Origin of the sequence: Allocoleopsis sp. (assembly GCF_036703385.1) — a bacterium.
In the GTDB taxonomy this organism is placed as follows: domain Bacteria; phylum Cyanobacteriota; class Cyanobacteriia; order Cyanobacteriales; family Coleofasciculaceae; genus Allocoleopsis.
Map to the genome: position 1 here is coordinate 1 of NZ_DATNPA010000226.1, position 17,932 is coordinate 17,932.

A 17,932-nucleotide genomic window follows, 5' to 3' on the forward strand; every position below is an offset into this window, starting at 1 on the left:
CGTTAATGCCTCAATCCCATTCGTCGCCACGTAAAGCGGATTAGTAATGTTGTTCTTTTTAAACGCCCGTTTTACGGTCATCACATCGACTTCATCATCATCAATGAGTAAAACGCTGGTTTGTTTATCATTCATCCCTAAAGCACCTCATGCCATCGGTTTTTTAGGCCAAGTAAAGCGGAACGTTGATCCCTGACCTGGCTCAGATTCCAGGGACAGGGTTCCATCCTTATCGTCAATAATTTTTTTAACAATTGCCAAACCAACACCCGTGCTTTCTACCTTGTCGCGGGGTTCTAGGGTTTGAAATATGACAAACACTTTTTCGTGAAACTCAGGGGCGATCCCTGGACCATTATCGCTGACAGCAAACTCATAGCCGTCTGTTTGCTCGTTTGCTGAAATCACAATATGTCCATCGGGTCGGTGATTGTACTTGATCGCATTACTGATCAAATTAGCAAATACCTGTTCTAGAGGAACTCGTTCTGTCCAAAGCGTCGGCATTCCTGGCATCACCGTGATCATAAATTCGGGTGGGGGTGCCAACGAGTCAATCACCTCAGCGAGTAACACCTCCACATCCACTAATTCCAACTCTGTGCGGAAACGCCCAACACGGGAGTACTGCAAAATTCCATTAATTAGGGATTCCATGCGATGGACGCGACCTTGGAGCAAACCCATTTGGTGCCGAGTCTCTTCGGCCAAGTGTTCTGTGAGGTCTTCTTCCAGCCATTGGGAGAGGTTGGCGATCGCTCTTAGGGGTGCCTTGAGGTCGTGAGATACAATATAGGCAAATTGGTCGAGTTCGGTGTTTCGCTTCTCTAGGTTGGCAGTGGTTTGGGCTAGCACGGCTGTGAGTCTGGCTAATTCATCCGCACGCGATCGCAACGCTTTCTCCGCTTTTTTACTCTCGGTGATATCTTGCGTCATCGCCATCCCCAACAAAATTTCACCGCTTTCGTTGGTTACAGGTAGGACATGGACGCAGTAACAGCGATCAATAAAGGGAATTTCTGTCACCGTAGTTTTACCCTTGAGCGCCTCACGATAAATAGGCTCTAAAAATTGAGCCGTTTCCAGGGGTAATGTCTCCCAAATCGTCTTCCCGATCAACGATTCACTATTAAGATTAACGGTGGCTAATCCCGTCCCTTCAGCAATGGAGTACCGCATTTGTTGATCAAACAAAAACACGGCTCCATTAGGGAAATTTTTAACCAGGGTGCGATATAACTCTTCGCTCTGTCTGAGAGCGACCTCCGCTTGCTTGCGCTCAGTAATATCCTGATTGATTTCCAAGAAAGCCACTGGCTCCCCCGTCTCATCCCGTTGCAATGTCCAGCCGCTCCTGACGCAAACACGGCTACCATTGCGTCGGGAATGAACCAGTTCTCCACTCCAGAAACCTTGTTGGAACAAAGTTTCTTTGATGTCCTCAGGCGATTGAGGAAATTCAGTTTTGAGCAGGCTGTGAACCGATTGCCCCACGGCTTCGGCGCATGAATAACCATAGAGCCGTTGCGCTCCTTGGTTCCAATAAGTAATGGTGTCGTTGAGGTCACGCACGATAATAGTGTCATTCGCTAAATTGAGCAGCTGAGCTTGTTTAAATAGCGTTTCTTGTGATTGTTTGCGTTCAGTGATGTCACGCACAATCGCAATAAACAGATGATCATTGTCTAGCTGCATTTCACTAATGGCAAATTCCATTGGGAAGAGGTTGCCATTTTGATGACGCCCAACCGTCTCCTGCTGAAGGCGTAGTTTGTGGTGATTTTTTCCTACCAGGGATTTCATGGCTTGACCGCTATCCTCAGTAAACAATTCTGCTATCAGTTTTTGCAGGTGTTTGCCGACTAGTTCATCGGGTTCATAACCAAAGATTTCTCCAGCCGCCGCATTAACCGATTGAATGTAACCTCGTGGATTGAGGAGGATGATGCCATCGACAACATTATCGAAAACAGCTTTGAGGTAAACATTACTGGCTCGCAAGCGACTGGTTTGCTCGTTTAGCTCTCTGTGCAATTGGTTGAACAGGTATAAAGCCGCTCCCGATGCTAGTAGACTGATAACCAAACAGCTCCACTGGACAAGGGCGGTTATCTCCTGCCAGCGTAACTCTTCTGCTGCGCGATCGCGCCAATAGCGATCTTCTTGCTGGGCAAAGTTGGCAATTTCGCGGCGCAGCTGATCCATATGCGACTTGTCCTTCAGCAGCAAGTCATTGAGCGCGGGAATGTTGCCCCTTTCACCGTTTTGCCCGTCATTCGATTTGGAATTTGGGATTTGGGATTTGGGATTGACGCTCCTTACTAAAGATCCGGGGATAAATCCGGGGGCTTGTCTCCCTGTTTGAGGTTGGTCAGTCGTTGCGAGCATCTGCTCTAAAAGCGCCATTTGTTGCTGCGCTAGCCCTTGAATTTTTTGAAATTGTTGACGCTGTAAGGGATTGGCTTGGACTGTAGCGCTCAGTGAATTCAGGGATTTGGGTAAGGTTGTCCTTGCTTCAGTGTAGGGTTCCAGAAATTCCGGACGACGGGCAATCGCGTAACCTCGGACGCCAGTTTCAGCATTCAGTAGCCCTTTGAGTAAGCGCTCAGTATCCAGGATGGTTTGCCAACTTTGTTCTTTGCGATCGCTAACGGCTTGAGATTGAAAGCGCAGAAAAGCGATCGCCGAAATAGAAGCCAACAAACAAATAACGGGTATCGAGATAATTAAAGCGCCTCGCCAACAAACTGAAAAATCAGGCCGCAGCTTATGCCGAGGGAGCAAAATTTTTGAGGCGTCCATGTTCAACTTTCTCCTCATAATTATCAACTTCACTGCCCACTGCCCACTGCTCACTGTTCAAAGCACCTTAGGCCAGGTGAAATAAAACGTTGCTCCTTGCCCTTCGTGAGATTCTAATCGGATGGTACCTCCTTTGCCTTCTACAATCCGCTGAACAATCGCTAGACCTACCCCTATGTTCTCTACCGTATCTTTGGCTTGCAGCGTCTGAAAGATCCGAAACACTCTTTCATGAAACTGAGGCGCGATTCCCAACCCATCATCTGCCACCCTAAATTCATAGGCATCCGATTGTTCCTGAACGTCGATCGTCACCGTTCCATCCGCCAAGGGATGATGTTTGATCGCATTGTCGAGCAGATGAGTGAAGACTTGGGCAAGGGGTAAGCGCTGCGTCATCAATGTTGGCATTTCTGGCGCAAGGGTAATCGTAAATTGAGCCGGTGGATTCAGGGTATTGATTACTTGTTTTAATAAAGCGGCAACATCCACAACTTCTGGCTCTGGTTGAAGCCGTCCCGCACGAGAGTACTGCAACAGCCCCTCAATTAAGGCTTCTAAGCGGTAAACTTTCCCGCGCAGTAATTGCAGTTGATGCTGGTTTTCTGGGTTGAGTTGGTCAGAGATATCTTCCTCGATCCACTGCGATAGGTTTGCGATCGCTCGGAGCGGTGCCTTCAAGTCATGAGAGGTGATATAGGCAAATTCGTCAAGTTCTCTACTGCACTTTTCTACAGCGGCCGTCATCTGATCCAGTTGGGCTTGTGCTTTGTCGAGGGCTTCATCGGCTTGATGAAACAGGATGGCTCCCGCTAGGACGTTGGCGACAGACTGGACAAAATCCACATCACTGTAACTAAACGCCCTTTGCCGACTCGTGTGAACCGCTAAAACACCAAAAGGTCGGGGTGATCGGCCCTTTAGCGATCGCGTAGCGTCAGGGAGTGCGAGGGTGAAAGGTTCTGGCTCATCCTGGGTTTGAGCCGAAGTTGCGATCATACATTGTATTTTCTCTCCCTTATCCCCCTTGTCCTCCTTGTCTCCCCTATCTACTAGGTTTGGCATGTCGGTATGAGTTGAGCAATTCTCCCCATCTTTCTCTGCTTGTAGCGAGGACGCTCCACCAATAATCACACTTAGGCCACTAATAATGTTGTGGTCATGAAGTAAGGGTGAACCGCGAAAGCGGGTTTCGCGGCGTAAGTCTTCTAATATCACAGGTTGACACAATTGTAGGGTATAACCCGCCTGTGTCTTGGCACTCGCGTCAATTAGTGCCTGCCCTAGTAGCTCGTCGCGCCATCCAACACCGGCTCGGAGTTTCAAGATTTCTTGATCGGGCAGCCATTCCCAGACTTGACAATACTCTACGGTGAGCGTTTGGCAAACCAGGGAGAGGCATTCATCCATGAGTGTAGAAAGGTCAGTACTCAAGAGTACCTGTTGACCGAGTTGAGCGATCGCAGCTTGCTGACGGAGACGGACTTGCAACTCGGCTTCTGCTTGCTTGGCGAAGGTAATGTCAACCATGAGTCCACGACGCTTGTGCACCCATCCCTGCTCGTCTCGAATTACATAGGCGCGATCGCGCAGCCAAACCACTCGCTGATCCGCCGCTAGGCATCGATACTCCAGTTCATAATCTCGATACTGGAGCCTTTTTTGGCGGCATACAGCCACCGTCCACTGCCGATCCTCTGGATGAATCAAATTGACCCAAAAATCCGGTTCCTGGAGCCACTGTTCCACCGGATAACCCAACAGTCGCTCAGCACTGTGGCTGACAAAGGTAAACTGCTCGGTGGTGGCCTCAGCTTCCCAAATAATGGCGTGGGAAAGTTCGTTTACCCAATTCCGGCGACTCTGTGGCTCTGACTGAGCTGTGTGGCTGAGCGTTTGTTTCCTTAACCAGGATATCGCTGGTCGTTGATTGCCCGTCGTCACCACCAACGTGGGTTCAAGCGATCGCCAATGGGATTCCAGGTTTTGAGAACCCAGCGGGGAGTCTTCGCCGCTTCGAGAATCGGCAAAAGGAAAAAGGGCAAAGGAAGATTCCCTTGCCCTCCTCGTATGAGTTTCGGCTTCCCTTTGCTTCTCCCTCTGACCGGGAACCCTGACTTTTACAGAGTCAGGAGGCTCATCCTTCAGTGTGTAAGTGCCCACCCACTCTAAAATCTGATCCTGTACACCCCTGACTGCCGTTCTTTGCCCGATGAACCAGCGGTAAGTCCCGTCTGCTTTGCGAATACGGCATTCAATGGGGTTTGGGTCGCTTGGCGGTTGGTCGGATGCGGCCTCGTCACTGGCTAGGACGTTGCTGGTAAAACTATCCCGCCAGAAATCCCGGTCTTCTGGATGTATCGCTTGCAGAAATTCCCAGCCCAGTGATTCGGAGGCTGTTAACCCGGTATACTCGTACCAACGAGGGTTAAAATTAGTAACTGAGCCATTGACTTCCGCCAGCCAAACAATTTGAGGTAGAGTTGCCAGAAGATAGTCGATTCTGGCTTCACTGACTTCTAGGCGTCGCTCAAGGCTTTGGGGGTTCGGTAAAGGGTCACAATCGTTGCCAGAGGGTGGGAAATTGGGATTAAAAAACGATATATCCATATATGGATTCTTTTAAAGAGTTTTAGCGACAAAATTAAAAGAGTAAGGTGCCTGCACCAAGCTTTTAATTTAAGCCAATGGTAAAGGACGTTTGTCAAACCACAGTATTATTCAGAATGTATCTGAAGTACTGAAATCCCTACCCCTACCGATGGGTGGACATCACTCGACGCTTGACCAGAACTTCATACACTGCCTCTGTAAGAGCTAGAAAATTCCACAGCCTGGACGTGAAAGATGAGTAAAATCCGTGTTGCTCTTATTGAAGACCATGACCTAACTCGGGTCGGGATCAGAACAGCGCTCCAACAGCGGAGTGAAATTGAATTTGTGGGTGAGGCCGCCAATGCGACCGAAGGTCTGAACTTACTGGAAACGTCCAGACCAGATATCGGGATCGTTGACATTGGTCTTCCCGATATGGATGGGATTGAATTGACAAAGCGCTTTAAAGATGCTCAAGTCCCTGAGGAAGATTCTCAAACGAGAATTTTGGTGTTGACATTGCAGGATAATGAAGACGCCGTGTTAGCAGCGTTTGCCGCAGGTGCAGATTCTTACTGCATGAAAAATATCAGTTTTGATAATTTGCTAGAAGCGATACAAGTCACTCACGAAGGGAACGCTTGGATCGATCCAGCGATCGCCAAAATTGTTCTGAAAAAGACCAAGTCAGCGGACAGGGGGGCTGAGACGGCGGCGGCACTGAAAACCGTGACGATCAATGCCACTGAATCAGAGTATAGTAAGCTGATCGAAGCTGACCCCTTAACAGAGCGGGAATTAGAGGTTTTGCAGCTGATTGTTGAAGGGTGTAGCAATGCGGCGATCGCAGAAAGGCTCTACATTACTGTAGGCACTGTCAAAACCCATGTCCGCAATATCTTGAATAAGCTGTGTGCTGATGACCGCACTCAAGCTGCTGTCCGCGCCCTTCGTTCTGGCTTGGTAGGTTAATCGCTCACATCTTAAGGATAGGTTGCGTTCTAAATCAGTGGGCGTAAATAAGCGTACTAATCGAAAGCCAGCGGTAGTTCATACTGCTGGCTTGTCTCATTGCTTCTCTGGCTATGGGAGGCAAACTGATAGGATAGTTTCGGATGGATTCGTATTCGGATACTTTAAGCGACTTCGGTCACTGAGAGTGTGCTATATCGACAGTCGAAACAAACCCTTGAGAAAATACTTTTAGCGATAGAGCGAAGCACCACCGAGTCAAACATTAGGGGCATTTCAAGTAGAAGAAGGCTTGGAGAGTTTTGTCCAGTGATTGGTAGACACCAACAGTTTCCTAGAAACCAATCGGATGAACCTCAAGCTGTGGTCTCTAACTCACCTGAACCTGGAGTAAACACATGAGTCAGGCAGATCAGAGCAGACTTAAATTGATGGTAGTGGACGACGAGCCTGACAATCTGGATTTGTTGTATAGAACATTCCGGCGTGATTTTCACGTCTTCAAAGCCGATGGAGCTGTGAGCGCTCTTAAGCGCTTGGAAACCGAAGGGGAGATGGCGGTCATTATTTCCGATCAGCGGATGCCCCTGATGAATGGCACAGAATTCTTGAGTAAGACCGTTGACCGCTTTCCCGATACGATTCGCATCCTGTTAACGGGCTACACTGATGTTGAAGACTTAGTGGAAGCGATCAACTCCGGCAAGGTATTTAAATACATCACCAAGCCTTGGAACCCTGAACATCTAAAAGCTGTGGTTCAACAAGCGGCGGATACCTACCGAGTCCTCAAGCAAAGAACTAATGAACTCAGCCGCGCCTTGCGACGAGAAGAACTCTTCAATGTGGTGACAACGGCAATTCGAGAGTCGCTTGACTATAAAAGTATGCTGCAAACGGTTGTCACAACGATTGGTCGCAATTTTGAGGCAACCGTTTGCGTTCTCCAACCCGTAGATGGCAACCAACTCATCCCAGAGTCTTTCTCATACCAAGCTGAGGCTGAAGTCGCAACCCCCTGTCTCCCCAGCCCGGAATCAATGCTGCCAAATGTCCTAGAGAACCACAAGACAGAAATTGTCCACGACAACACACCAGGGAATCCCTCGGTGTATCTGGTGGTTCCCCTCATTTTCCAACAACAAATCATGGCAGTTTTGTCTCTCTATCAGCAAGGGAGCCAGCATCCCTGGACGCCTGAAGACATTCAACTGATTGAATCGGTGGGTGAGCAGGCGGCTTTGGCAATTTCCCAGGCAAAACTCTACCAAAGCACCCTGTTGATGGCTCAGCAGATGCGTGATGAATTACAGGTGGCTCGCCAAATCCAAAACAACTTGCTCCGTCAAAGCTGGCCGGATTTTGAAGGAGCGCGGGTGCAAGCCCACTGCTATCCAGCGCGAGAGGTTGGAGGTGATTTTTTTGAAGTCTATGTTCATCCTCAAGGCGACGTCTGGCTGGCAGTGGGGGATGTCTCTGGAAAAGGTGTCCCTGCTGCCCTATTTATGGCGAGTGCAATTTCCATCTTGCGCCGAGAACTCGCTCAAGAGAGCTCTCCAGAACCGGAGGTCGTGATGCGAAATCTCAACAGCATCATGTCAGACGACCTGTTCAGTACCAATTGTTTCATCACAATGGTACTAGCTCGCTATACTCCAGCTTCACGGCAGCTAGTCTACGCGAATTCCGGTCACATCTATCCCATCGTCTGGTCTCACCGCTTGCTCGTTCAACAACGAACAGCACCAGAAAAAAATGTCACAGTGGAGCCAAATTACCTTCAGGTTCGTGGCGTTCCCTTGGGAATCTTACCGATTTGGAAGGCAAATGCAGGAACTTTAACGTTAAATTCTGGTGACATCGTGCTGTTAACCAGTGATGGAATTACAGAGGCGACAGTCATCGAATCGCTGGGTAGCAGCGCCTATGCCAGAAAGAGTGAGCTACCCACTAGTGCAATGCTTGGGTCACCCGGCCTTTGGCAACTTTTGCTTGAGGAGTCAGCTCCCTTTGACCTGACCAATTTATTAGCTCATATCCGAGAACGCACTAACAATGTTCAAGAAGATGACCAAACTATCCTTTCTCTGGAGGTTCTGTAATTAATGAAAACGGAGCTACACATACCTAGTGACTTGAAATTTTTGAGCATTGTTGAGAGTTGGCTACTAGGCACTTTGGAATTGGAGCTAGGTGACTCTGTAGATTGGCCACGACAATCGAGTCGTTTACGACTGGCGTTAGTTGAAGCCTACTCAAATGTCGTGCGCCACGCTCATAAAGATCAACCCAATTTACCGGTATTAATTCGCCTGGAAGTCAAAGACCGGGATATCATCCTGGAAATTTGGGATCATGGTCAAGGGTTTGACCTGTCTACTTATCTGCCGCCGAATCCACAAGATAGACAGGAGAGTGGCTATGGCTGGTTGATTATGAATCGGCTGATGGATCGAGTGGAGTATCGCTTACAGGTCAATGGTCGGAATTGTCTGACGTTAGAAGCTAGTCTGCCAAAAGTTGGCGAATCTAAAACTTAATTCCTATCAAGGCTTAGCCTGTGCATTATAAATCTTGCCCTCAGTCTGGTAATTGATGAGGAAAAAAGTCCCTCGCAATGGCAGTATAGCAATGTATTGCTACCACTAACTTTTTTGAGAAGCTTCCCTTCAGTAGCTGCAATTTATACCTCTTGGATTTGTTTTACAAAAACTTAAATAAATGGTTTTGATTCTATATATTTTTGTCCTAGTTAAGTCGCATTCGTTCTGAAACTATCTACATTTTGGCTTAGACAATAGTAACCTCCTTGAGAACTAATACCATCGTTTTGCTGATAGTTCTTCAGGAGGTTTTGAAAATCTATTCTTCCCTATCGAGACGTTCGCCTACTCCGAACAAGCAGAACCTAGACGTTCCCAAAGGTGGGGATAGGGCCGCCACGAGGGCGTGAAAATGTTGGTAAATCAACACGGGTAATGTTGCGGCTTCTGACGGCGAGGCGATAGCTAACACTCTGCAACTCTGCGTGAAGCTGGCGATTTTCTCGTTGTAACATTGCCACTTTTTCACGTACAGGCACCATACGCTCAGCAAATTTCTGGCGATAGATTTTGGGCAGTTCCTGTACAACCTGCTCTAACATACGCGATCGCTCAGTTAATTCCTGAACCGATTGCCGCAATTGATAAATTTCATCATCGCGGCTGGTAATCTGTTCTTGGTAGAACGTCACCTGCTGCTCAACACCTTGCAACTGTTCGCGTAAGACTCGCATTTGTGCCTGGTGACGCTCTGAAACCTCCGGCGGAGGGGTGAAGTTGGCGTTGCCCTTGACGAGACGAAATAATTCTTGAGACAGCTGCTGTACTAGCTGATCTCTCAGTTGCAATTCTTCTCGCAGACGAGAAACTTCAGCTTGAACCGCATGTAGGGTTGGGGTTTCAGTCTGGATCACGATGGCTTACGGCTCCGATAATTAATAGGGTACTCCCAGTAGCTTAAGCGAACCGGCAGTGTCGCTGACGCTATTTGGCATGTGTAGTAGGGGATGATTACAGGAGAGATGATATAGCCTAGCATAGCGTCAGGCTTTTAGGGCATCAAACTCCTGATGCAGCTAATTTACCATTTGAATCGAGTAAATGGCACGATAAAGCTGCTTTTTTCATGATCTAATGAATTTTGGGTCTTGTGTCTGGGAAAGGTTTGGGGGAATTTTCTTTAAAGACAATTCAACAATGGACTGCTCCTGAGCCTGCTAACTTGATAGGCTTCGATTAAGATTAAGTTGAATTTAGAGAATGTAGCCGAAATGAGTGCAGCAAGTAGCACCCAAAAAATTAAGTTTGGCACCGATGGCTGGCGAGGGATCATCGCTGATGACTTTACCTTCAAGAATGTGTGCAAGGTAACGCGAGCGATCGCGTCTTATCTAGACACAGCCTATTCCCAAGAACAACCCGTTTTAGTTGCTTATGATACTCGCTTCCTGGCTGATCGGTTTGCTCAGACTGCTGCCGAAATTTTGGCAGACTTAGGTTGGACGGTCAAAATTGTTGAGCGGGATTGTCCAACGCCAGTCATCGCTTACAATGCCCGTCATCTTCACTCTGCTGGGGCATTGATGTTTACCGCCAGTCACAACCCTGCACCTTATTGCGGCATCAAGTACATTCCAGATTATGCTGGACCGGCAACAACCGAAATTACCGACACAATTGTTGCCCATCTTGAAGGGGCTGATGATGCACTACCCAGCGGCAAGAACACCGATAAAATTTCTAGATTTGACCCTAAACCCGATTATATAAAGTTTATTTACACCCTGCTGGATGTAGAGCGGATTCGCAGCGCCCACCTCAAGGTGAAGTACGACGCCCTGTACTCTACCTCTCGCGGCTATTTGGATACCGTCCTAGAACACTGTGGCTGTCAAACCCAGACCTTCCACACCACTCGTGATGTTTTGTTTGGTGGCGGGGTGCCGGAAGCCAAGGGTGAGCAATTGGTGGGACTGGTCGAGGCTGTAAAAAAAGATCAGGCTGATTTAGGTCTAGCCACCGATGGCGATAGCGATCGCTTCGCTGTTGTCGATGAACAGGGGAATGTCCTCGCCCCAAATGCCGTGCTGTTGTTGCTGGCGCGTCACTTAATTAAAAATAAAGGCAAGACGGGAGCTCTTGTCCGGACGGTTGCGACAACGCACCTGTTGGATAATTTTGCGCGTCGGTACGGATTGCCCATTTACGAAACGCCAGTCGGCTTCAAGTATATCGGCGCGAAAATGCGCGAGACTGAGGTACTTATTGGTGGGGAAGAATCCGGCGGCTTGAGCATTATTGGACATATCCCTGAAAAAGATGGGATTTTGGCTAATATGCTTGTAGCTGAGGCGATCGCCTATGAAGGGAAGCCGTTGAGTCAGTTGGTAGAAGAAGTGATCGCCGAAGCCAATGGCCCTCTCCACAACAAGCGTCTCGACTTACACCTAAACGACGACCACAAGGTAGCGATTCTGGACTACTTCACCAAAAACCCTCCTCGTGACATAGCTGGCATCCAAGTTAAAGAAATTAGTCACAAAGACGGCATCAAACTCTATTTAGAAGACGGCAGTTGGGTATTGTTGCGTCCATCAGGGACCGAACCCCTGATGCGCGTCTACATGGAAACCAACTCTCCAGAGAAGCATAACCCCATTGCTGAAATCATCGGGTTGATGATCAATAGGCTAAAACCTGTCCTGTAGGAGTTTAACCCCGATAACATAGAGGTCAATTGAAGACTGAAGTATGAAGATAATCCACGTCCGTTGGCGTTTATGTGGGGTTTGAATGATGAAAACCATTAGTAATTTACTGACTTCCCTGATCTTAGCGGGATGGATTGGCGCGATCGCTATTCTTTCCATCCAAAACATCACGCCGGTATCCCTGAAGTTCCTTGTGTTTCAAACCATTCAAATTCCCGTCGGTATTGTGCTGGCGTTTAGTGTAGGGATCGGTGCGATTGCCGGTGCGATCGTGCCTTTAGTCTGGCAACTGGCTGAGGGACAACGACAGCGGTACTACGAAGAAGAAGAGGATTTCTGATTCCAAGCTCGTGGCACAGGGGAAATCGATGCCTATCCTGACGGGGTTCCGTCCTCGTAGGAGAAGCGGCGCTGCACTTTCACGAAGTAAGCTCAACGATTCAAACCTCAACCTTCAATCTTTCACTTATTGGTGCGCCGCCACTCCCAAGCTGAGACATACTTTTCATCTCTCCAAACTCCCACCCGCCGCTTCTTAGCATTCGTTTCTGCCGCCTCCACAATTGCGGCACTGGGGCAATTTTTCAGGTAGGGTCGATAGACTTGTGCGAGTCCTTCAGATACCAGAATTTCCTGAATGAAGGTTCCGTTGGGGAGACGAACTTCACTGATTTTACGACCATATTTGTCTGTATCTGTGACCGTCAATTTTACGCGATCGCCTCCTTGCTTGACCAACTGCTGTACTCGCTGCTGTGCTTTTTCTCCCCACTTAAATTGGGTTTTGTCCGCCAATTTCCTGCTTTTCCTTTCCTCGATGGTATGAGGAATTTCTGGTGCATCCACACAGGCAAAACGCACACTGACATTTTTGCCAGAGGGCTCAGTGACAGTCATTGTGTCTCCGTCAGACACGCGCTTGACAACATAGCCGCCTCCTCCAAATAAGTTTTGAAGAGCTTCGCATCCTCCTAAAGTAAGAATGAGGATAGCAGCACTGAGCCATAGAAGGGATTTTGGTAACAGTCGAAAAGTCATTAAGTTTAAAGTTATCGAAAATTACCCACTTAGGTGAATTAAAATTCTGGATGTGGGTTCGCTAAACTTAATCGTACTGCCAGAGTAGGCGGCACTGTTAATCACGGGGTATCAACATCAGAAATATATTATCGCGACAAGTTCTTACTTGACCTTTTCTGGGTAAGTAATCTCTAATAAGGCCAACCACTGCTGGAGCGAGCCTAATACGCAAGGGTTCTTTACAAAACCAACTGGGAGGGTGTGTGGGGACGCGTCTGACAGGGGGAGAAGAAAAAATTTTACCTCATACTCACCAATGGCTTTTGAGCGCACCCCTTTCCAGCCTATCGATAGAAGTTTTAAATAACTGATTGATTTTATTTTTTTCAGCTGTAATCAGGATTTTCAGTTTAAAAATTTGTAACTTTATCAAAAAATTACTTTCTATCTAAGAGATAATCAAAGCAGGTGAAGGTTTTCTTAATAAACCTTTACAATCTTTAAGAAACTGAGTGAGTAAAGGGTCTTCCGCTCTGGGGCTTAATTAACCAAAAGATCGCGAGACTTGAGCCTGCATTTTAGTTTTTTCATACCCTTTATTACCGAGAAAAGGAGTTCACTCCCTCATCAACGGAGGCAGCAATGGAAGAAACAATTGATGATTTGATGTTACCTACAGTCAATGAAATTTTAGAACAAGTATTAAGCGGTTATCCAGATTATCCCTATAAGAAAGCTTTGACTAATCTCGATCTGCGCCGAAACTTGATCGCTCAAGTCCTAAGTCAACTCTCAAATTGGCATCCTAGCGAAGAGGGGGATAAAAGCAGAACAACTCATGCAGAGGATTTACAGCTTTCTGCGGAAGAGAAGATACATATTCAAAATCTGATTCGCCAAGAAATAGCCTATGTTGTTCAGCAAAAAACTGAAGGTCTCAGTCGAACGTCAGCCGAAGAATTTGACTCTTGTGTTACACCTTCCCACTGGTTTGGCTAAGGATTTTTGATTTCTGACACTCCGCTGAGAACGCTCAAGGAGAGTTTAGGGTATTCTATTTAATAGTAGACTTTGAGTTTAATTCCATCAGGGTTCCTGCCCCCTCGTCATAAATGAGACTCGAGGGGGATGTTTTCTTTTTGCATCTTCTAGATTTGCGTTTCAAAAGCCATATCAATACTGTTAGAGAAAACTTAAGATTGACCCCATGATTGAGCCGGAAACTCCAATCACCTGCCCTTATAGTCAGTGTCAAGCTCCTCAAGAAAAACCCAAACGGATGAGTACTCAGTCGAAGTCTTGCCAATTTGAGGTGAAGCTACGGGAGTCTGAGGAACTCTACCGACTCATACTGACTAATATTTCAGATACGGTTTTAATTACGGATGAGGTCGGAGCCTTTACCTATATTTGTCCCAATATAGAATTTATTTTTGGCTATTCTTCCCAGGAAGCACAGGAATTTGGGAATATTTCCAATCTCTTAGGAGAGAACTTTTTGGAGTCTGATGAATTAAGAAACTCCAGCGAACTCTGCAATCTTGAATGGACGATTACGGATAAAGCGGGTAGAAACCACACGGTACTGATTAACGTGAAACGCGTAGAGATTCAGGGAGGAACCCGACTTTATAGTTGTCATGATATTACTGAGCGCAAGATTGCGCAGGAGGCTTTACGTCAAGCTCACGAAGAGTTAGAGAAACGGGTTGAGGAGAGAACTGTTCAGCTTTCCGAATCGAATGCACTTTTAAGAGAAGAATTAATTGAGCGCAAGCGAACCGAAGAAGCACTACGCCAAAGTGAAGCAACGAATCGTGCCCTCGTCAATGCCATCCCCGATTTGATGTTTCGTCTCAAAACCGATGGTACCTTTGTAGACTTCAAAGCATCAAAAGATTTCAATCTGCTCGTTCCTCCTAGTGAATTCCTTGGCATAAAGGTGCAGGATGTGATGCCGCCAGAGATTGCTGACAAAACGATGCAAGCGATCGCGCACGCGTTACTCACTTCACAGATGCAAGTCTTTGAGTATCAGCTAGTCTTCAACAACACCCCAAGGCACTATGAGGCACGGATTGTAGTCAGCCAGAAGGATGAAGTGTTAGTGCTCGTGCGCGACATCACCTCTCGCCAACAGGCGGAGGAGGCGCTACGGAGGAGTGAAGCGGAGTTGCAACAAGCTAACGAAAAGCTCATCTGCTGGGTGGACGAACTGGAACAACGCAATCAAGAGATGGCGCTGTTGGGTAAAATGAGTGATTTTTTGCAAACCTGCGTAACCCTTGAAGACGCTTACAGCGCTCTATCGAGACTAGTCCAGCCGATATTTCTCGGTAGTGCTGGCGGGGTGTTTCTGCTGGATACAACCCATAATCGGCTTGAAGCGGTAGCGACTTGGGGAACTTCACTCACCAGTGCAATTACATTCTCCTTGAAAGAATGTTGGGCGCTACGACGGCGTCGCTCCCGTTTTGTGCCGTATAGTCACTCTAATTTACGATGCCAACATATTCATGCCTACCCCCCTCCAGGTGAATTTCTGTGCGTCCCGATGATGGTAGAGGGAACGGTGTTGGGTCTACTTTATTTAAGTTCACTAGAACGAGGGCGCTTGAGTGAGGCCAAACAAAAGTTAGCGGTGACAGTGGCAGAACACCTGACACTCGCTATCAGCAATTTAAAACTCCGGGAAACTCTAAAACACGAGAGTATTCACGACCCCCTTACGGGTTTATTCAATCGCCGTTACATGGAAGAATCTCTGAAGCGGGAGATTTCCCGTGCTCGTCGCCAGGGGCAACCGGTGGGTGTGATCATGATCGACATTGACCACTTTAAGCAATTTAATGACTCATTTGGGCATGAGGCAGGGGATAGGGTTTTGCAAGAATTGGCGAGTTTTTTGCAAAGCAATATTCGCAGTTCAGATATTGCTTGCCGCTACGGAGGCGAGGAGTTACTTCTGATTCTGCCAGACGCGGACTTGGCAGTCACTAGGCAGCGAGCAGAGCACCTGCGGGAAGGAGTGAAGCACCTTCAGGTGACGTATCGCCACCAGACTCTGGATACGATTACTATTTCCCTGGGGGTGGCGTGTTTCCCAGAGCAGGGTTTGACGGGTGAGACGGTCATTCAGGCGGCGGATAGGGGTTTATATCAGGCGAAGAGGTTGGGGCGCGATCGCGTAGCAGTTGCAGGTTCCTCAGCTTTGGCAACCAGTAGTTCCACTTTCCCCCAATCCTTCCCTTAGCCCAGGATGGGAGAAGATGTCACTCTCACAGATATATATCTATAAAGATCGGTCTAATGGCTGGCGTAATGTTCACATCATTTTAAACTGCTTTGCTTTGCTTCTGTTTATTGGGCAGGGAATGACAGGTACGCGGGATTTGTTTGAAATCGCGTTTTATGCAGGGCTTGCCAAGTAGAGGAGAGCTAGAGCTTTAATAGGGAGAGGGGGCAAGATGGAGAGACCTATCTTGCTCACACGTTCAAGATAGGTCTGAGTTTTTGTATAGCTGTCGCCATAAAGGTTAGGACAGATTTAACGGTTCAAACGACTGTATACCAGTAATAAACCTTCTGCCCTCTACCTTCTGCCTTTTGCCAGATTTTATTCCCTAACTTTCAGTCTATGAAAGCTGTTATCCGTCAACTCAGCCGTCGGTATTGGTTAAAGCTATGTTTGTCTTTAGTTTGCATGGGTTTGGTCGTTTTGTCTGTTCCGATGTTAAAAGCATTGGATAAGACAGCCGACTATCCACCGCCTGCTGCGGCGAAGGATGACTCCAAGTTTGGTGCGGGAATTCAGCGTACCATGACGCTATTGGCGACCAGCACTCCGCAGCATCGACACTCAGTGCGGATTCTGTTCTATGGTCAATCCATTACCAAGCAGGATTGGTGGCTTGAGGTAGTAAGGGACTTGAAGCAACGCTTTCCCTATGCAGATTTGCAAATTGAGAATCGTGCGATCGGGGGATTTGCAGCCCCTTTGCTCATCCGTCCCGCCGAACACGACCTATATCCCTTCTACCCTGATCTATTAATTTTCCACGTCTACGGACCAGAGCCAGAGTATGAGTCGATTATCGCCAACGTGCGCCGCCGTACAACCAGTGAAATAGCGTTTCACTCCGACCACGTCACTTGGCTACCCACACTCCCGTTTGTGGATGATAAAGAATTGCTCAATGGCTATGAGTGGCATAATTCCCATTCCACTGTATGGTTACCCCAGATTGCTCAAAAGTATGGATGCGAGTTGATTGAAATTCGCGAACCTTGGAAACAGTACCTGAAGGACAATTGGTTGAAGCCAAAAGATTTACTTGTTGACGACGTCCATCTTAACGATCGCGGCAATTTTCTGCTGGCAAGTCTCGTCAAGCGACAGCTGCGCTACAATCCTAAGTTCCCTAAGGACGCATGGAAAGATTTGGTGCGAACTTATGTGGTAGGCAAAGACGTGAAGTGGAGCGATCGCAAACTTGTTCTAGAATTTGAGGGCAACCGTGTCGATGTCATTGCATCCCCAAGAACTGACGGCAAACCCCATCAAGCAAGTATTCTGATTGATGGCAAAAAACCCTCCCAATTCCCCGAACTCCATACCATCACTCGACCGAGTCAAGCACTCGGTGTTGATTGGCCAGCGATTCTTCGAGTATCGTGGGAAAAACCACTCATTGTAGAAGATTGGACGGCAAAAATTACTGAGATTAATCAAGATGCCAGCCAATTTAAGTTTGAAGTCAGAGGTTCTAAGACCGGATTCGACGGTAGCGGCGTCAGCGATCAAAAGTTTGTGTCTAAGTCTGGTCGTGTTGCGATCGAACCCAAAGATTGGTGGTTGAAAGCTGCTTATGACTATTCTCATCAGCCGACCCCAAAAGGCTTTGAGATTAAGTGGCAGAGTTTACCGATGTTTGTGGACGAATACGTTGTACCGAAGGTTGAAGACCCGACCAAAGAGTACTTCACCACGTTAGCGCAGAACTTAAGTAACTCCAAACACAAGCTTGAAATTATCCCTGATAAAAATGGGATTCCACCCATTCAAGCAATCCGTGTGTATCGACCCCCTCTCATTTCTTCAGAGAGCTAAGGCTGTATCTCACAATTTTATAGCGATTCTCAAATGAATGGAGTACTGTCAGACTGAAGCCCCAACCCCCTTCCCTACTAGGGAAGGGGACTAATTGCAAAGCCTCTCTCCTTGTAGGAGAGAGGTTAAAAGTGTACCGTAGCCAATCGAGAAGGGCTATAATATGATTTTTTAACGCA

General features: G+C 47.5%; 12 protein-coding genes and 2 pseudogenes. 9 read left to right on the forward strand and 5 right to left on the reverse strand.

Translation table 11 applies throughout. From position 1 onward, the window contains the following. From V6C93_RS38185 to V6C93_RS11135, 3 genes and pseudogenes are all read right to left on the reverse strand, one after another. Positions 1–135 (reverse strand): annotated as a pseudogene (locus V6C93_RS38185) (response regulator); the annotation flags it as partial. Positions 136–147: 12 nt separating this feature from the next. Beyond that, a complete protein-coding gene (locus V6C93_RS11130) occupies positions 148–2,802 on the reverse strand; it encodes a PAS domain S-box protein (protein WP_333476726.1) in 2,655 nt (884 codons plus the stop codon). 57 nt (positions 2,803–2,859) lie between these two features. After that, positions 2,860–5,412 carry a PAS domain-containing protein gene (locus tag V6C93_RS11135; protein WP_333476727.1) on the reverse strand — a complete coding sequence of 851 codons (2,553 nt, stop codon included), beginning with the start codon at positions 5,410–5,412 and terminating at the stop codon, positions 2,860–2,862. 237 nt (positions 5,413–5,649) lie between these two features. Between V6C93_RS11135 and V6C93_RS11140 the strand changes: the two genes are divergently transcribed. The 3 genes from V6C93_RS11140 (at position 5,650) to V6C93_RS11150 (ending at position 8,909) form a co-directional block, all read left to right on the forward strand. Continuing rightward, positions 5,650–6,369, forward strand: a complete 720-nt coding sequence (locus tag V6C93_RS11140; RefSeq protein WP_333476728.1) for a response regulator transcription factor — start codon at positions 5,650–5,652, stop codon at positions 6,367–6,369. A gap of 398 nt (positions 6,370–6,767) precedes the next feature. Beyond that, complete coding sequence (locus V6C93_RS11145; RefSeq protein WP_333476729.1) at positions 6,768–8,471, forward strand: SpoIIE family protein phosphatase; 1,704 nt, start codon at positions 6,768–6,770, stop codon at positions 8,469–8,471. Between the two features lie 3 nt (positions 8,472–8,474). Continuing rightward, positions 8,475–8,909 carry an anti-sigma regulatory factor gene (locus tag V6C93_RS11150; RefSeq protein WP_333476730.1) on the forward strand — a complete coding sequence of 145 codons (435 nt, stop codon included), beginning with the start codon at positions 8,475–8,477 and terminating at the stop codon, positions 8,907–8,909. A gap of 368 nt (positions 8,910–9,277) precedes the next feature. Here V6C93_RS11150 and V6C93_RS11155 read toward each other — a convergent pair whose 3' ends face one another. After that, on the reverse strand, positions 9,278–9,826 hold the full coding sequence (locus V6C93_RS11155) for an Npun_F5560 family protein (protein WP_333476731.1): 549 nt from the start codon (positions 9,824–9,826) through the stop codon (positions 9,278–9,280). Positions 9,827–10,183: 357 nt separating this feature from the next. On the opposite strand from V6C93_RS11155, the gene V6C93_RS11160 reads away from it, so the two are divergent. Continuing rightward, entirely contained in the window at positions 10,184–11,620 is a 1,437-nt protein-coding gene (locus tag V6C93_RS11160) for a phosphoglucomutase/phosphomannomutase family protein (protein ID WP_333476732.1), read from the forward strand. An 85-nt stretch (positions 11,621–11,705) separates the two neighbouring features. Further along, positions 11,706–11,963, forward strand: a complete 258-nt coding sequence (locus V6C93_RS11165) for a LapA family protein (protein ID WP_333476733.1) — start codon at positions 11,706–11,708, stop codon at positions 11,961–11,963. A gap of 122 nt (positions 11,964–12,085) precedes the next feature. Here V6C93_RS11165 and V6C93_RS11170 read toward each other — a convergent pair whose 3' ends face one another. Then, the gene (locus V6C93_RS11170) at positions 12,086–12,661 is read right to left on the reverse strand and encodes a thermonuclease family protein (protein ID WP_333476734.1); all 576 of its coding nucleotides are present in this window, start codon (positions 12,659–12,661) and stop codon (positions 12,086–12,088) included. Between the two features lie 624 nt (positions 12,662–13,285). Here V6C93_RS11170 and V6C93_RS11175 point away from each other — a divergent pair. The 4 genes and pseudogenes from V6C93_RS11175 (at position 13,286) to V6C93_RS11190 (ending at position 17,753) form a co-directional block, all read left to right on the forward strand. Further along, complete coding sequence (locus V6C93_RS11175) at positions 13,286–13,642, forward strand: hypothetical protein (RefSeq protein ID WP_333476735.1); 357 nt, start codon at positions 13,286–13,288, stop codon at positions 13,640–13,642. 208 nt (positions 13,643–13,850) lie between these two features. Next, the gene (locus V6C93_RS11180) at positions 13,851–15,896 is read left to right on the forward strand and encodes a diguanylate cyclase (protein ID WP_333476736.1); all 2,046 of its coding nucleotides are present in this window, start codon (positions 13,851–13,853) and stop codon (positions 15,894–15,896) included. Between the two features lie 37 nt (positions 15,897–15,933). Beyond that, a pseudogene (locus tag V6C93_RS11185) lies at positions 15,934–16,074 on the forward strand (DUF4079 family protein); the annotation flags it as partial. Between the two features lie 206 nt (positions 16,075–16,280). Then, a complete protein-coding gene (locus V6C93_RS11190) occupies positions 16,281–17,753 on the forward strand; it encodes an SGNH/GDSL hydrolase family protein (RefSeq protein ID WP_333476738.1) in 1,473 nt (490 codons plus the stop codon). Positions 17,754–17,932: the final 179 nt, after the last annotated feature.

What these genes read in the sequence shown, in the direction of transcription:
- V6C93_RS11180 (WP_333476736.1), top strand. Translation starts at nt 13,851, where the DNA reads ATGATTGAGCCGGAAACTCCAATCACCTGCCCTTATAGTCAGTGTCAA.
- V6C93_RS11140 (WP_333476728.1), top strand. Translation starts at nt 5,650, where the DNA reads ATGAGTAAAATCCGTGTTGCTCTTATTGAAGACCATGACCTAACTCGG.
- V6C93_RS11130 (WP_333476726.1), bottom strand. Translation starts at nt 2,802, where the DNA reads ATGGACGCCTCAAAAATTTTGCTCCCTCGGCATAAGCTGCGGCCTGAT.
- V6C93_RS11150 (WP_333476730.1), top strand. Translation starts at nt 8,475, where the DNA reads ATGAAAACGGAGCTACACATACCTAGTGACTTGAAATTTTTGAGCATT.
- V6C93_RS11175 (WP_333476735.1), top strand. Translation starts at nt 13,286, where the DNA reads ATGGAAGAAACAATTGATGATTTGATGTTACCTACAGTCAATGAAATT.
- V6C93_RS11190 (WP_333476738.1), top strand. Translation starts at nt 16,281, where the DNA reads ATGAAAGCTGTTATCCGTCAACTCAGCCGTCGGTATTGGTTAAAGCTA.
- V6C93_RS11135 (WP_333476727.1), bottom strand. Translation starts at nt 5,412, where the DNA reads ATGGATATATCGTTTTTTAATCCCAATTTCCCACCCTCTGGCAACGAT.
- V6C93_RS11145 (WP_333476729.1), top strand. Translation starts at nt 6,768, where the DNA reads ATGAGTCAGGCAGATCAGAGCAGACTTAAATTGATGGTAGTGGACGAC.
- V6C93_RS11170 (WP_333476734.1), bottom strand. Translation starts at nt 12,661, where the DNA reads ATGACTTTTCGACTGTTACCAAAATCCCTTCTATGGCTCAGTGCTGCT.
- V6C93_RS11165 (WP_333476733.1), top strand. Translation starts at nt 11,706, where the DNA reads ATGATGAAAACCATTAGTAATTTACTGACTTCCCTGATCTTAGCGGGA.
- V6C93_RS11160 (WP_333476732.1), top strand. Translation starts at nt 10,184, where the DNA reads ATGAGTGCAGCAAGTAGCACCCAAAAAATTAAGTTTGGCACCGATGGC.